We start from the raw sequence: 14,038 nt of genomic DNA on the forward strand, positions 1-14,038 counted from the left end.
GCTAGTTTTCTCCGCTCTGGATGTGGTTGTCGTTCTGTACCTGCGCGATCCTGCGAGCCACAGCGACGGCTCCCAGCACAGGTGGTCTGTCGAGGATCTTCACGGAGAGTCCGCTCCGGTCGTCGGCGAGTGCCGCGCGGAACGCATCCTGAAGTCGGGGCTGGCGTTCGATCACAGAGCCGCCGGCGACGACTGCTTCGGCGGAAATCCCTCGTTCGATGAGCTGATGGACGATCCTCCCGAGGTGGTCACCGGCATCGCGGATGACCTCGGCCGCGAGCGCGGAACCCTCGTCGGCGGCTGCGAAGACTTCGGGAGCGTGGCGGCCCCATTCTTCGGCTGACGCGGCGCTGCTGACGGCCAGCGCCAGTTCGTCGCCGTTCCGCGCTGCGAACGACGCCATCAGGCGTCGGCCGAGCTGATCGGCAGCTCTCCCCCGGTCGAGATCGCGGAGCACAGCCTTGCTGGCGTCGCGCACGAGTCCGGGTGCACTGCCCTCATCGCCGAGGAGCCAGCCCCAGCCTCCCGCGGTGACGAGGTCGCCGTTGGAATCGCGAGCGGTGGCGATCGATCCGGTACCGACGACGACGCCGATCGCTCGCGCGTGGCCCATGGCGGGCGGGATGAGTTCTGAGTCGTTCAGGACGACGACGGGGCCTGCGACCCGGGCCTTCAGGGCGTGCTCGAGCTCTCGGCACTGGTCGGTGTTCTCGCAACCATGCGCGCCGACTGCAAGCGGCGCGGTCAGGATGTCCGGGCCGAATCGCTCGACCAGCAGCCCACGCAAACCGACAGCGTCGGCCTGGAAGTCCCCGAGGCCCGATCGCCACGACGAAGAGGGGACGACGATCTCCTGGAGGCCGGAGACGGACTCCGCAGATCCGCCAGCCGGGGCTACGACGACGTGTGTCTTCGTCCCGCCGATGTCGACGCCAACCACTTGGCTCATCAGTTCTTCCTCAAAATCGGTCCGTGCAAGGCTCGCCACCGTCGGCGGCCCACCCACGCTAATCACATGCAGCCCAGTTATGCCAGTTCAGGGGCGATTAACAACCAGATCTCAGACTGGTCCGGTTCCGAACTCCGCATTCAGGGGGCTATCAGGTGGCATGACGGAGGCTTAGTTGCTCGAAAATGCCAGTCGGCCGCGATTAGGGCCGGTGGCAATACCGTACCAGTCGCGGGAATGGTTGTTATTTCGTCCCCAAGTGGACTAACTGAGCTGGTTAAGAATAGCGTTGCCCCGCGCCGCATATCGGCGTGAACGATAGGCGATGAGTTAAAGGAGACTCGCATGAAGAAGCTTCACCTCGCTGGAGCGATTGCTGTGGCGACCGGATTGGCCCTGGGCCTCGCAGCCTGCGCGCCAGGCGGGCCCACGGCGGCCGGCTCTACCCACGCGGTCTCGAAAGACGTGTCCGGTAAGGACGTCACGCTCAAGATCCTCGACTTCTGGCAGAACGACGAAGGCAAATGGATGGACGCCGTCGTCAAGGACTTCGAGAAGCAGCACCCGAACATCACGATCAAGCGCACCACCCAGGACTGGGGCCAGGTGATGAACACGGTCAACCTGCGTCTCGCCGACCCGAACGGACCGGACATCGCGCTGGTCAACAACGGCTGGCAGTCGATGGGAACCCTTGCCAAGGGCGGCCGGATCCTGAACCTCGACGCGTACTCGAAGCTCTACGGCTGGGACAAGGAGATCCCCAACACCATCGCGCGTCAGAGTGAGTTCACCCCTGACGGCAAGGCGATGGGCACGGGCTCACTCTTCGCCACCCCGGCGGCGCGTTCGTCGCTGATCGGGCTCTACTACAACAAGGCGATCCTCGATCAGCTCGGGCTGCCCGTGCCGACCACCCTGGCCGAGTTCGAGAGCGACGCGGCGGCGGTCAAGGCGGCGGGCAAAGTTCCGATCTCGTATGGCTCGCTCGACAAGGGGTCGGCGACGGCGATGCTGTTCGCGACGCAGAACCTGTACGCATCGGCTGACAAGATCGGCAACTTCGTCTACTCGAGCGGAAACGTCCCGATCAAGGACACCGGCATGGTCCAGGCTGCGACCGATGTGAAGAAGTGGGCGAACAGCGGCTGGTTGACGCCGAACTTCGCGGGCGTCCAGTACGCGGACGCGCAGAATGAATTCGTCTCCGGCAAGGCGGCCTTCCGCTTCGAGTACACCGGTTCGCTGGTCTTCAGCGAAGCGCAGAAGCAGACCTTCGGCTACGTGCAGCTGCCCCAGGTCGATGGCGGCAAGGTCGTCGGCACCGGTGCATCCGCCGCCAACCTGGCGATCTCATCCAAGTCGAAGAACCCGGATGCGGCTGCCGCATTCCTGGACTTCATGGCTAGCAAGACTGCGGCCCAGGAGGCTGTGAATCACGGCTTCCTGCCGCTCCTGCACACCGGCCTGACCATCCCGACCGGCAACCCGGAGTTGGCGAGCGAGATCAAGGGCCAGCAGTCACTCGACAAGGGCAACGGCTACGTGCCCTACTTCGACTGGTCCACGCCGACCATGCTCGACACCATCGGTGGCCAGCTGCAGCAGCTCTATGCAGGTCAGGTCACGCCGCAGCAGCTCTCGGATGCCGGTCAGAAGGACTACGACGCCTTCCAGGCGCAGCTGGCGAAGGGCTGAGACCATGACGTTGTCCGATCTGGTGCAGCGGCAGGAGACTCCTGCCGCTGCACCAGCGGCAGACCGTAAAGCCGGCGGCCCGTCCAAGCGGAGGCACAAGCTGTCGCCGCTCGTGCGGCGGCGCCGCTGGCTCGGCCTGGCGTTCGCGGCTCCGGCGCTCGTGTTCTACGGGTTCGTCGTGATCGTCCCCATCCTCCAGAGCCTGAACTACTCGTTGTACAGCTGGGACGGCGTCAGCGCCGCCCGCTGGATGGGCCTCAGCAACTACGTGTCGTTCTTCACGGACCCGGCTCTTCTCGAGTCGCTCGGTCACGTGCTCGTCCTCGTGGTGTTCTTCTCTCTCATCCCGATCGCGCTCGGACTCATCTCCGCAGCGCTGCTCGGCCGCGGAAGAACGGCGGGCAGTGGTGTGTACCGCTGGCTGCTCTTTCTGCCGCAGGTGCTGACGAGCGTCGTCGTCGCCGTGATCTGGAAGCGCATCTACGGGCCGGACGGCCCCCTCAACTCCGCCCTGCGCGCCGTGGGTCTCGGAGACCTGGCGAAGAACTGGCTGGGTGACTTCACCTGGGCGCTTCCGTCGCTCGGCGTGATCGGAACCTGGACGGCGCTGGGCCTCTGCATGGTGCTCTTCGTCGCCGGCGTCGCCGCCATTCCGAACGAGCTGTTCGAACAGGCGAGGATCGACGGGGCCGGACCGATCCGGGAGTTCATCTCGATCACCCTCCCCAGCCTCAAGGGTCAGGTCGCCGTCGCGCTGACGCTCACCATCACCGGGGCACTGAGAGCGTTCGACCTTGTCTGGGTGACCACGCAGGGCGGGCCCGGCACCTCCACCACGACCCCTGCCCTGCTGCTCTACCGCAAGGCGTTCCTGAACCCCGACGTCGGAATGGCCGCAGCGATCGGCATCATCATCGCCATCGTCTGCCTTCTCGTCGCCTTGATCATCACCCGACTTTCCGAGGAGAAGAACGCATGATCTCCCGTGCAGAGCGTCTGCTGAACCACAGCGTCCTCATCCTGGTCTCGCTGTTCGTGTTGTTTCCGGTCGTCTGGTTCCTGTTCACGGCCCTCAGCCCGGATCGCAGCGGCCAGATCGATCTTTTCCGCCCGCAGTTCGGCAACTTCATCACCGCGTGGAACGAAGGCGGATTCGGATCGGCGATGTTGGCGTCCGCCGTCATCACCCTCGGTGCCGTCGTCGGCCAGACCGTCCTCGCCGTCCTCTCGGGGTTCGCGTTCGGTGTGCTCGGGGTCGTCGGCCAGAAGGTGATCTTCCCGCTGGTGCTGTTCGGACTGATGATCTCTGCCGAAGTCTTCATCATCCCGCTCTACTACACGTTCCAATCGATGGGTCTCACGAACACATGGCTCGGCCTCATCATCAGCCAGATCGGCATGGGCGTGCCGTTCGGTGCGTTCTGGATGCGCGCGACCTTCCGCGCGGTTCCGCCGTCGCTCATAGAGGCGGCCCAGATGGACGGCGCCCGGTCGTGGCGGGTCCTCTGGCAGATCCTGATGCCGATCTCGCGGCCCGCGGTGCTGACACTCGCGCTGCTGTCGTTCATGTGGACGTGGAACGACTTCTTCCTCTCGCTGGTCTTCATCGCCGACCCGTCTATCCAGCCGGCAACCCTGGCACTCGGTGTCTTCCAGGGCAAGAACACCCTCGACGTGAACCTGCTGGCTGCCGGCTCACTGATCGTCGCGATCCCCGTGCTCATCCTCTACGTGTTCTTCCAGCGCCACTTCATCAGCGGCGTACTCAACGGCGCGATCAAGGAGTGAGCTGACTCGCTCAGCCCGCCCGCCGTTCCCCAGACAAGGAGTCCCTATGCGCATCGCGCCCGAAATCCTCGAGACCCCCGACGATGTCGGCCTCGCGGCCGCCGAACAGATCGCCGACGCGATCGCTGCGTCGACGGCTGCCGGGCGGATGTTCGTGCTCGGCTGCCCGACCGGCCGGAGTCCGCTACCCACCTATGAACAGCTGGCAAGACTCGTCGGCGAACGCGACCTCGACCTCAGCAACGTGGTGATCGCCCTGATGGACGAGTACGTGGAGCAGTTCGACGGCGAGTACCGTGCTGTCGATCCCGCGCTCAAACACAGTTGCGTCGGATACGGGGAGCGCGACATCCGCGACCGCCTGAACGCCGGAGCGCGACCGGAGCACCGCATCCCAGCCCAGAACCTCTGGTACCCCGACCCGCGCGCAGCCGACGGCGAATACGACCGGAGGCTGAAAGAGGCGGGCGGCATCGACATCTTCCTCCTCGCATCCGGCGCCTCCGACGGCCACATTGCCCTCAACCCCGTCGGCTCGGGCGCGAACACCATCACCCGCGTCGTCGCGCTCGGAGACGACACCCGGCGCGACAACCTCGGCACGTTTCCGACGCTGCGAAGCCTGGACGAGGCACCCCGCCACGGCGTGACAGTCGGGATCGGCACCATCCGCGCCCTCGCCCGCTCGGTGATCATGGTGGTCACCGGCGAGCACAAGCAGTCGACCGTTCGCAGGCTGGCGGCGGCCGACACGTACGAGCCCGACTGGCCGGCCACAGTGCTCACGCAGTGCGATTCGCCCCGCTTCCTCGTAGACCGCAGCGCCGCCGCACTGCTGCAGACCGCCCTCTGATCCACTTCGTTCCGAAAGGAATCACCCCATGCATGTCCCCCCGTTCGACGTCGACGACGTCCTCGAGGCGCTGACCCTCGAAGAAAAGGCGTCGCTGCTCTCCGGTGTCGACGACTGGTTCACCCAGACCATCGACCGCCCCGGGCTGCCTGCCGCAGTCCCCGCAATCGAAGTCGGCGACGGGCCGCACGGACTGCGCAAAGAGACCGGTGTCGACATGGTCTGGGTGCCGGCGACCGGGTTCCCCACGGCATCCGCGATGGGCGCATCCTGGGACAGGAACCTGGTGCGCAGGGTGGCCGCAGCGATCGGCGAAGAAGCTCGGGCCGAAGGAGTTCAGGTCGTGCTCGGACCCGGCGTGAACATGAAGCGCTCGCCGCTGGGCGGCCGCAACTTCGAATACTTCTCTGAAGACCCGATGCATTCGGGCGAGCTCGGCGCCGCGTACGTCGAGGGCATGCAGTCGACCGGCGTCGGAACGTCGCTGAAGCACTTCGCGGCGAACAACCAGGAGATCGAGCGCACCCGGATCTCGGTGATCGCCGATGAGCGCACGCTCAGGGAGGTATATCTCGCCGCCTTCGAACGCGTCGTCCGCCGTGCCGAACCGTGGACGGTCATGTGCTCGTACAACCGAATCCTCGGCGTGCATGCGTCGGAGAACCGCTGGCTCCTGACCGAGGTGCTGCGCGATGACTGGGGATACCAGGGCGCCGTCGTCTCCGACTGGAACGCCGTGCACAACCGCGTCGCCGCGGTGCGAGCAGGCCTCGACCTCGAGATGCCGGGCACGCAGGGGCAGACGGATGCGGAGATCGTCGCCGCCGTGAGGGAAGGCTCGCTCGACGAGTCCATCGTCGATGACGCTGCACGGCGTGTGCTGACACTGGTCGCCCGGACATACCCGGGAGCCGATCAGGTCGACGGGTCCGTGATGGCCCTCGGTCACGTTGCGGGCGACCGGCTCACGCCGGCGCAACTGTCCGAGTTGCGCGCCGACGAGCACCACGCCCTTGCCAGGGAGGCGGCGGCCGCGTGCGTCACTCTGCTGCGCAACGAGGTGGCCGCATCATCGGGCGACGCCGTGCTGCCCCTGGCAGAGCGCGGAGGCTCCATCGCGGTGATCGGCGCCTTCGCCGAGCACGCCCGCATCCAGGGCGGCGGATCGTCCGGGGTCGACCCGACCTTCATCGACGTCCCGCTCGAAGAGATCCGCGCTATCGCAGGCGATCGGGTCGTCTCCGCCCCCGGCTACGTGTACGCGACGAAGAACGCCTACCAAGATGACAACCTCGCCATCCTGGCCGCCCACGGAATCGCCCACGATGAGAGCAAACCGAAGGTAGCCAGGCGCTCGGCGACACTGGCGAAAGAACTGCAGCTCGCGGAAGCAGTGCAGCACGCGGGGCGCGGGCCGCTGTCGGAGACCGCCCGACGTCTCATCGAAGACGCGGTCGCGGTGGCGGAGCTGGCCGAGTCGATCGTCGTGTTCGCCGGCCTACCGCTCTCGTACGAGCAGGAGGCGAACGACAGGGACTCGCTGGATCTGCCCGCTGACCAGCTTGAATTGATCTCTCGGATGGCCGACGTGCGGGAGCGCACCGGCGCATCCCTGACCGTCGTGCTCTCAAACGGCACCCCGGTCTCGATGGATCCGTGGCACGACCGGGTCGACGCCATCGTCGAAGCGTGGCTGAGCGGCCAGGGAACGGGCCAGGCCGTCGCCAGGGTGCTGTTCGGGCGGGTGAATCCCTCCGGCAAGATCGCCGAGACCTTCCCGTTCGCAGTGGAGGACACCCCCGGCTTCCCCAACTGGGTCGGCGAACGCGGAACGGTGCTCTACGGCGAGGGCGTGTTCATCGGCTACCGCTGGTACGACGCGCTGAAACGTGCTGTGCGGTATCCCTTCGGGCACGGCCTGTCGTATACGACATTCGACTACCGGGATCTCGATGTCGACATTCTGGATGAGGAGACCGGCCGGGTGCGCGTGTCGTGCACGATCGTCAACACCGGCAAGCGCGCCGGCGACGAGATCGTGCAGCTCTACGTCGGCGATCCGGATGCGGAGGTGCAGCGACCGGTGCGCGAACTGCGCGGCTTCGAAAAGGTGAGCATCGATTCCGGCGCGTCCGTTCGGGTCGTGTTCGAGCTCGAGAACCGCGACTTCGCTTATTGGGATTCCGCCGCCGAGCGCGGGGACGGACGCAACGGTCTCTGGCGCCGAGAGGGTGGCGAGTTCCGCATCGAGGTCGGGGCGTCCTCGAACGACATCCGTCTCGCGAGCGCGATCGAGCTCCCCGACGATGCGTCCATCCCGGCGCTGGTGCCCGACGCCGAACTCATCGACATCGCCGCATCCCGATTCGTCCAGGGACACGCAGGCTGATCACCATTCCACGGTGACATCACGGGATCCAGGGCGCCTTGTGCTCCCCGGCGGTGTTGCGGAACGCGGTGAAGTCCTCCTCCGCTACCGTTCCGGCACTGCCGCCGTGCCATGCCATGTCACCAGTGAGGTGCTTCACGGCGTTCGCGTCATTGTGGTTGCACTCTCATTCCTTCATCAGACGGTCGATCACGACGAGCTGTCGGATCGGTACGGCGGTGTCGAGTCGGATCCAGTCGCGCTGCAGTTCCGTGGCGACCGAGACCCAGCTCACTGGCTGGGCGCCGGCCGCCTCCATGCGCCGCAGCGCCGCGCGATGCGCTTCCTCCGACGTGCCGCCCACGGCGTCAACGACGGGATACACCTCGTAGCCCGCGCGCAGTGCGTCGAGTGTCGGGTACGTGAGGCACGCCTCGGTCCACAACGCCGAGATGATGAGCTTCCGCCGCCCGGTGGCCTCGACCGCGGCGCGGAACTCGACGTCCTCCCACGCGTTGATCTGGGTACGGTCGATTTCGGCGCTGTCGGCGAGCACGGCTTTCAGCTCGGGCACGGTCGGCGGCTGCCCGTTCGCGACGTTCACGGTGGACAGAACGACAGGCAGCCTGAAGACTGTCGCGATCTGCGCAAGCGACACGGCGTTCCGCGTCATCAGGTCGCCATCCATGGAGCGGACGGCGCCCACCTGCGTGGGCTGGAAGTCGATGACGACGAGCGCCGAGTTCTCCGGCGTCAGCAGCGGATCGGTGAACTTAGGTGAATTGGCCACCGAACATTCTGACCACCCCCATGATGCCAGCGATGATGGCGATCGAGCCGACCATCAGGGCGAGGATGGCTGACCAGCGTTCGCTCACATTGGTGCGGGCTCTGGCCGCATATCTCTCACCGAAGAGCTTCGTTCTGAGAGCGTTGTAGAAGCTTTCTACCTTCGCCGGACGGAGCAGGGAAGCAACACCGATCACGAGACAGAGAACACCCACCGCCAAGGTGGCCAAGTTCAAAGCAAGATCGCTCACCACGTAATCGTAGAGCGAAGCCCGTTCCATCCGGGCACGCCAAGTTGTAGCATGCTTTGTAGCACGTGAGCTTTTCACCCGCTCTGAGGCCAAGGTCGAGGAACCCGGCAGGGTCAAGACCGAGGAGCCCTAGAAGTCGAGGCGGGAGAGACCGGGCAAGCAGACGCCCTTCGAGGAGCCTGACCAGGACCGCGAATCCAGGTGTGGGCCAAGGCGAGCAGAAGCGACATCCAAGCGCCAGCTATGGCGCGTCGTTTTCGCATCCCTCGGAGGCCACTGTGCCAACCCTCAAGGAGCGGCGCGCGACGCTGCTCGACCAAGCCCAGACCATCATCAACTCCGCCAAGGCGGACGGTGACCGGCCTCTCGCCGACGACGAGCGATGGGTGAGTTCGACTGGGAGGTCGACGGTGCGCCCGTCGATGCAGGCCGCTCCCAGGCGTGGGGAGTCCCGATCATCCCGGTCCCCGGCGTGGCCGCTGGCACCGCCTGGGCTCTCGGTGAACCAGGTGGTGTTCAGAGCCGAACTTCGATGTGCGCTTGATGCCCTCCGCCCGGTCGGTGTCGTCAAGATCACCATCGGTCCGTGATCATGCTGCGCAAGGTTGGCCCCGCCGAGGTGAAGGCAGGGCCGGAGGCTGCACTGAAGGAACGCGAGTTCGTCGCGTACCCGTCCACATTCACCCGCACGCCCGACAGCTACGGCGAGGTGGTGAAGGCGGGTGCCTTCGCCAATACCATCGCCCAGTGGAAGGCGAGCGGAAACGTGATGCCCGGCCTCTTCGCGCACAGGATGGACGACCCCAGCATGTTCGTGGCAGGCGCTACCGACATGGGGGAACACGACCATGGCTGGTGGGTGCGGGGCGTCTTCGATGCCACGCCCACCGCCCTGCAGGTCTACTCGTTGGTGAAGTCCAAGCGGCTGAGCCAGTTGAGCTTCGCGTACGACGTGATCGACCAGGGGAAGGTGACAGTCGGCGACGGGGAGCAGGCCAACGAACTGCGAGATGTCCGGCTCCACGAGTTCTCCTTCGTCCCGATCTGTGCGAACTCCGACACGAGCGTGGTCGCCGTCAAGAGCACACCGACCAACCGTGCTGCCACGCAGACCCTGATCCTCAGGCTGGCGATCCTCAGCGCGCACCCCTAGGCCGTGTCTCCCAACCGCGGCCGCGCTGGCGGGCCCTGTCTAGTGAACAGGGCAGGATAGTGTCCTCATCGCCGGGGTGGGTCTATGTACCGCTCCACGAGCAATGGGCGTTTGAATGGGTTCCTGAACACCACCCGCGCCAACACCAGTAGGGGTCCGTGCAGTTTCGTTTCGTGACCGAAGCTGTCCTGACGGCTCTGAGCCTTGACTGGACCTTCGGTGAACTGCGGGCCAAAGGAATATTCGACTTCCTTGATCTTGTCATCACTGAGCGGGCCGGTTCGGTGCTGTACCAACTGGACATTGACGGTCCACCAATTCCGGTCGTCGTCGCTGTTGCCGAGAGCGGGAGTAGCGGTGTGGGTGAGGAAGACGCCCTGTCGTCTCCGATACTCGTTCTCGCGAAGGAGGTCCCACTGGTCGGTGGTCCACGCACGGGCGTCGAGTCGTCTGAGCCGACGCTCGTCGTAGGCGATCATGACCCCCCCGACAACGATCAGACCGCCAGTGATCACCCAGCCGACGGGATGTACCTCGCCCGCAGCAAAAGCTAGGGCGAGAACACCGCTGACGCCGGCTGCGGCGACCAACTCCGCGATCCGGCGTAACCCGGTATCGCGGGTCGAATCCAAGGGGCTGGGGTAGCGGTCCATCCATGAATACTACGAGGGAGAACGCCATCGGCACACGAGGTTCGTTCCACAGCCCACCGGGCGCAGGAGCAGCAGGCTCGTGCGGGAGGGGTGTCGGGATCCCGCCATGCTCGACTCGGGCCCACTTCCCCCGGTAGCTGTCCGGTACCCCCGAGGAATACCCACCCCGGGTCGAAGGTCTCAGATCGAGCAGAATCAGTGCGCAACTGGCGTCCGTGAGGCAATGACCACCTCGGCAGCCGCGTGCAGTATGTCTGCGGCGATCTCGAAGGTGAGATTGCACAGCCGGGCAGTTTCATCGTTCGATCGATGAATCCGACGCGTTCGAATTGAGATTTCGATGTCTTGATAGTCCATGTTGTGAACGATGCTGTTTCGAACTGTGAAGAACTCGTCCAGCGATTTCAACCGTTCGAGTGGCACCCGCTCAGCGGCGATTCCGAGGCAGTTGCGTACGCGCTTCTCGAGGTCACCGCTGCCCTGAAAACTCGCCTTCGCACGGGCACCGAGGTAGTAATCCATAAGACCCCCAGCAGGGTCGGCGCTCAGAACGGCGTCCCGCATGGATGCGTCCGGCTGCGACGATTTCATCTCCTGGTTGAGGAAGGCAACGTACTGCCCACGTGCACCTGTCTCTCGCGGGATGAGATAGCGCCCAGCGTCATTGATGAGGCGCTTCATCGATGCGTCTAGGCCGCTCGAGGTGAATACGATTGCAGCCCGGAGAAGGTCGACCTCTTCCTTTGCCATGCGCCCTTGCGCGTTGGCGTTCGCTTCTCGTCTGGCCTGCGACATCGACTGCACCACGTCGAAAATGCCTGACACACTTTCGTGTGCACCACGAAGGTAGCGGTAGGCATTGCGTATCTCTGGAACTCGAGCCTTTGGGCCCGGACGAAGGTCCGCGATGACTACCATGAGCCGAATTCTAGGGTTGCCGGGCTCGTCCGCCGTGGAGGTCCGCCCAAGTGCACTCGCATGCTGCAACGCGCGTAGGGGTCAACCGTAGGGGTCAAGTGCTCCGGAAACGATTCAGGGGCCACCTCCGATGTCTCGGAAATAGCCCCTGATCTGCTATTTATTTGGTCGGGCTGACAGGATTTGAACCTGCGACCCCTTGACCCCCAGTCGAGACCCGCGCGTGGGGTGAATAGCCATGTGTTTACTGGGGATGAGTGGGTGCTCGCCGGTGTTTGGGGCGGTTCGCAAGCGAATGAGATTTCCGGACGTTTCCGGGCATTTCCCTAAACTTCCCGATCCATAGTGCCCCGATGTTGCCCACTATTTCGAGCGGCGAACGGGGCAACCGATGGCGCCCGAAGTCACGATCCGTGGATATGAAGCACCAGTCATGCGCTCAGACTAAGCGTCACTACCGTCGTCAGTCGCCTGATTCTGGCAGCCCCTCGTCGCTGTCCTCTGGGTGAAGAAGCCGCTCGAGTTCGGCATCCATCTCTTTCTCGATCGCGTGCGCGTCTCGGATCGCCTGAAAGAGTTCCTTGTCGAACTTGTCTTCGTCGCCCATGCCCTCATGGTGCCACCTCGACGTGCAAGGTCGGAGGACCGCCCTGGCGATCCTCCCGCCGCCGACTCACGACCGAATCGGATGTTCGATCATGTTCGCTAGTTGCCCAAGAACCAAAGCTGACAATTAGAACATACTTCTCCCTTCGCGGCGTGTCGAACAATCAATACCGCGTTTGCCGGGTGGATTGTGTTAACGCGCGGAAAGCGAATCTCGGCCGACGGAATCGACCGAATGTACAGAACGCCGAAAGGATAGCTGACGATGAGCGTGAGACCGAAGGAACCTGGAAAGGCCATGCTCTGCGCATGTTGCGGCCTACCTCGTGACATTTACCGAGATAGCGCGAGCGCCCAACAGGTTTGCGACGAATGCAAGAGACACAGCACACGAGACTGGCATCAAGTTGCAAACATCCATTCGAAATGGGTTACCGAGCACTTCCAGGATGTGCGGAGCGAAATGCAACGACGACGCCTCGAGGAGATCGAACGCGACCGCGAGAACGCCCGACGCATCAAAGAGCTGACGGCCCAATTAGCCGACCTGTCTGACGTCGTGAGTCGAGACTATGCAAACGCCCCGATCGGCGACCTCCAGAGCTGGCTGAGGTCGCAGCTTGTGGAAGATGCACAGCAAGCGACGCGCTCAGCGTTCAGGGCCCGGAGCGCCGCAATGGCCGTCCTCTGGAACCTCGACGGATTGCATCACGAAAGCCCAAATGGTAAGACATGCGTTTGCGGCAGAAAGGTGTCCGACTGTCGCGAACTCAGGTTTCTGGCCGATTGCACTTCAACCTTGTACGGATGGGAGCAGCAGCAGCTCGACCGGCTCAAGAAAGGGCTTGAGTGCGGCCTACCCCGCGAACATCCTGAGATGGTGAAGCGCAACGGATACACGACATACCGGCGGGTCGGCTAACTGCCGTGACCTCGCGCTGGGCATAGCGTCGACGTGAACAAATACGATTCGACTGCACTGCGACAATATACGGCCGCTAGAGCGTGTTGATCAAGAGGCTGAGGCCCAGCGGGGCCAGGGCGCCCATCCTTCGGGGAGGTCGCGGAGTATGGGTTTCGCAGCCTTGAGACGTTCTACGGCAAGGTCTTGGGAGCGAGACCGCCCTGAGCTCGCGCCGTCCTGATAGGTGTACGCGTACTCGACCCATGGACGAAGTCCGCGTTCGATGGTCTCTCGATAGTTGCCACTGACTATCGCGAACACTTGGTGCTCGAGTTCGTCGGCTTCTGCCTGCCAGTTCGAGTCACAGGCGTCGCAACCGCAGACCGGATAGTGAAAGTCGTGCAGCAATCCCGCGTGCATGTAGATCCCCGGGTACGCGGTGAAGACCAACGTAAAGGACGCGCACCCTGCGCCATTCGGTCGTATCCGCACGGCCCGCACCACGTCGTGAAATGCGGGACGCAGCAAATCCGCCGCCGTCTCGACGCCCTCATCGATCTCGACGTTGTAGTTCTCGCGTAGGTGCGCGATGAGGGCTTCGGCGACGATGTGTACTGGCGCGAATCGCTCAGGATGCGTGTCAACTGAGTAGGTGTCCTCCGGAGGCGACCCGCGCCACCGATTTCCGTAGTCGATCACCTGGCCGTCAGCGTCGCGGAACACCGGTGCGTCGATAGGGGGACGGACGTAGGAGCTCACCTCGTCATCTTGCCGCACCGGCGCGATACCGGTCGAGCCAGCGTTCACGCCTGCCGAGCGAGGTCCATCAGCGTGGCGGCGAGGCCGACGGCGGCTCGGTAGTTGCGGAGGAGCTTGTCGGAGCGCATCGCGATCCCACACCACTGCTTGAGCCGGTTGAAGCAGCGCTCGACGACGTTGCGACCCTTGTAGCGTTCCCGGTGCTGGTCGCCGAAGTCGTCGGCCGGCCCCGCTTCTTGCGACGGTGCGCGATCTGATCATCACGCTCCGCCATCATCGCCACTCTCACCGCGTGGGACTGAGCCGGACAACCTCTCACGGTTGCATTGGCTCATCGTTGCGTTAGGTC

The 14,038-nt window shown here is 64.3% G+C and carries 15 protein-coding genes; 8 read left to right on the forward strand and 7 right to left on the reverse strand.

The annotated features are described in order from the left end of the window. Position 1: 1 nt before the first annotated feature. A complete protein-coding gene (locus tag ACPPVQ_RS13605; protein WP_426515639.1) occupies positions 2-949 on the reverse strand; it encodes an N-acetylglucosamine kinase in 948 nt (315 codons plus the stop codon). 345 nt (positions 950-1,294) lie between these two features. Here ACPPVQ_RS13605 and ACPPVQ_RS13610 point away from each other — a divergent pair, with 345 nt between their 5' ends. Genes ACPPVQ_RS13610 through ACPPVQ_RS13630 form a run of 5 tightly spaced genes read left to right on the forward strand, consistent with a single transcriptional unit; the run spans position 1,295 to position 7,677 of the window. Next, complete coding sequence (locus tag ACPPVQ_RS13610) at positions 1,295-2,647, forward strand: ABC transporter substrate-binding protein (RefSeq protein WP_426515640.1); 1,353 nt, start codon at positions 1,295-1,297, stop codon at positions 2,645-2,647. Between the two features lie 4 nt (positions 2,648-2,651). Beyond that, on the forward strand, positions 2,652-3,626 hold the full coding sequence (locus tag ACPPVQ_RS13615) for a carbohydrate ABC transporter permease (RefSeq protein WP_426515641.1): 975 nt from the start codon (positions 2,652-2,654) through the stop codon (positions 3,624-3,626). Then, positions 3,623-4,435 carry a carbohydrate ABC transporter permease gene (locus ACPPVQ_RS13620; protein WP_426515642.1) on the forward strand — a complete coding sequence of 271 codons (813 nt, stop codon included), beginning with the start codon at positions 3,623-3,625 and terminating at the stop codon, positions 4,433-4,435. The genes ACPPVQ_RS13615 and ACPPVQ_RS13620 overlap by 4 nt, the downstream gene beginning before the upstream one ends. 46 nt (positions 4,436-4,481) lie before the next feature. Continuing rightward, on the forward strand, positions 4,482-5,288 hold the full coding sequence (locus tag ACPPVQ_RS13625; protein WP_426515643.1) for a 6-phosphogluconolactonase: 807 nt from the start codon (positions 4,482-4,484) through the stop codon (positions 5,286-5,288). 28 nt (positions 5,289-5,316) lie between these two features. Further along, positions 5,317-7,677 carry a beta-glucosidase gene (locus ACPPVQ_RS13630; protein ID WP_426515644.1) on the forward strand — a complete coding sequence of 787 codons (2,361 nt, stop codon included), beginning with the start codon at positions 5,317-5,319 and terminating at the stop codon, positions 7,675-7,677. 166 nt (positions 7,678-7,843) lie between these two features. On the opposite strand, the gene ACPPVQ_RS13635 is transcribed toward ACPPVQ_RS13630, so the two are convergent. Continuing rightward, the gene (locus ACPPVQ_RS13635) at positions 7,844-8,446 is read right to left on the reverse strand and encodes a hydrolase (protein ID WP_426515645.1); all 603 of its coding nucleotides are present in this window, start codon (positions 8,444-8,446) and stop codon (positions 7,844-7,846) included. Continuing rightward, entirely contained in the window at positions 8,430-8,696 is a 267-nt protein-coding gene (locus tag ACPPVQ_RS13640) for a hypothetical protein (protein WP_426515646.1), read from the reverse strand. The genes ACPPVQ_RS13635 and ACPPVQ_RS13640 overlap by 17 nt, the downstream gene beginning before the upstream one ends. Before the next feature lie 278 nt (positions 8,697-8,974). Here ACPPVQ_RS13640 and ACPPVQ_RS13645 point away from each other — a divergent pair, with 278 nt between their 5' ends. After that, the gene (locus tag ACPPVQ_RS13645; RefSeq protein ID WP_426515647.1) at positions 8,975-9,286 is read left to right on the forward strand and encodes a hypothetical protein; all 312 of its coding nucleotides are present in this window, start codon (positions 8,975-8,977) and stop codon (positions 9,284-9,286) included. Between the two features lie 2 nt (positions 9,287-9,288). Beyond that, on the forward strand, positions 9,289-9,849 hold the full coding sequence (locus tag ACPPVQ_RS13650) for an HK97 family phage prohead protease (RefSeq protein WP_426521262.1): 561 nt from the start codon (positions 9,289-9,291) through the stop codon (positions 9,847-9,849). A gap of 65 nt (positions 9,850-9,914) precedes the next feature. Here the strand turns inward: ACPPVQ_RS13650 and ACPPVQ_RS13655 are convergent, their stop codons facing one another. From ACPPVQ_RS13655 to ACPPVQ_RS13665, 3 genes are all read right to left on the reverse strand, one after another. After that, positions 9,915-10,502: a hypothetical protein gene (locus ACPPVQ_RS13655; protein ID WP_426515648.1), complete on the reverse strand. Its 588-nt coding sequence runs from the start codon at positions 10,500-10,502 to the stop codon at positions 9,915-9,917. Between the two features lie 195 nt (positions 10,503-10,697). After that, complete coding sequence (locus ACPPVQ_RS13660) at positions 10,698-11,420, reverse strand: hypothetical protein (protein WP_426515649.1); 723 nt, start codon at positions 11,418-11,420, stop codon at positions 10,698-10,700. A 463-nt stretch (positions 11,421-11,883) separates the two neighbouring features. Beyond that, on the reverse strand, positions 11,884-12,027 hold the full coding sequence (locus ACPPVQ_RS13665; protein ID WP_426515650.1) for a hypothetical protein: 144 nt from the start codon (positions 12,025-12,027) through the stop codon (positions 11,884-11,886). 462 nt (positions 12,028-12,489) lie between these two features. Between ACPPVQ_RS13665 and ACPPVQ_RS13670 the strand changes: the two genes are divergently transcribed. Further along, the gene (locus ACPPVQ_RS13670; protein WP_426515651.1) at positions 12,490-12,948 is read left to right on the forward strand and encodes a hypothetical protein; all 459 of its coding nucleotides are present in this window, start codon (positions 12,490-12,492) and stop codon (positions 12,946-12,948) included. A gap of 90 nt (positions 12,949-13,038) precedes the next feature. On the opposite strand, the gene ACPPVQ_RS13675 is transcribed toward ACPPVQ_RS13670, so the two are convergent. Continuing rightward, positions 13,039-13,689, reverse strand: coding sequence for a DUF6226 family protein (locus ACPPVQ_RS13675; RefSeq protein ID WP_426515652.1), 651 nt, complete (start codon positions 13,687-13,689; stop codon positions 13,039-13,041). Positions 13,690-14,038: the final 349 nt, after the last annotated feature.

This window comes from Leifsonia sp. McL0618 (assembly GCF_049994905.1).
GTDB lineage: Bacteria > Actinomycetota > Actinomycetes > Actinomycetales > Microbacteriaceae > Diaminobutyricibacter.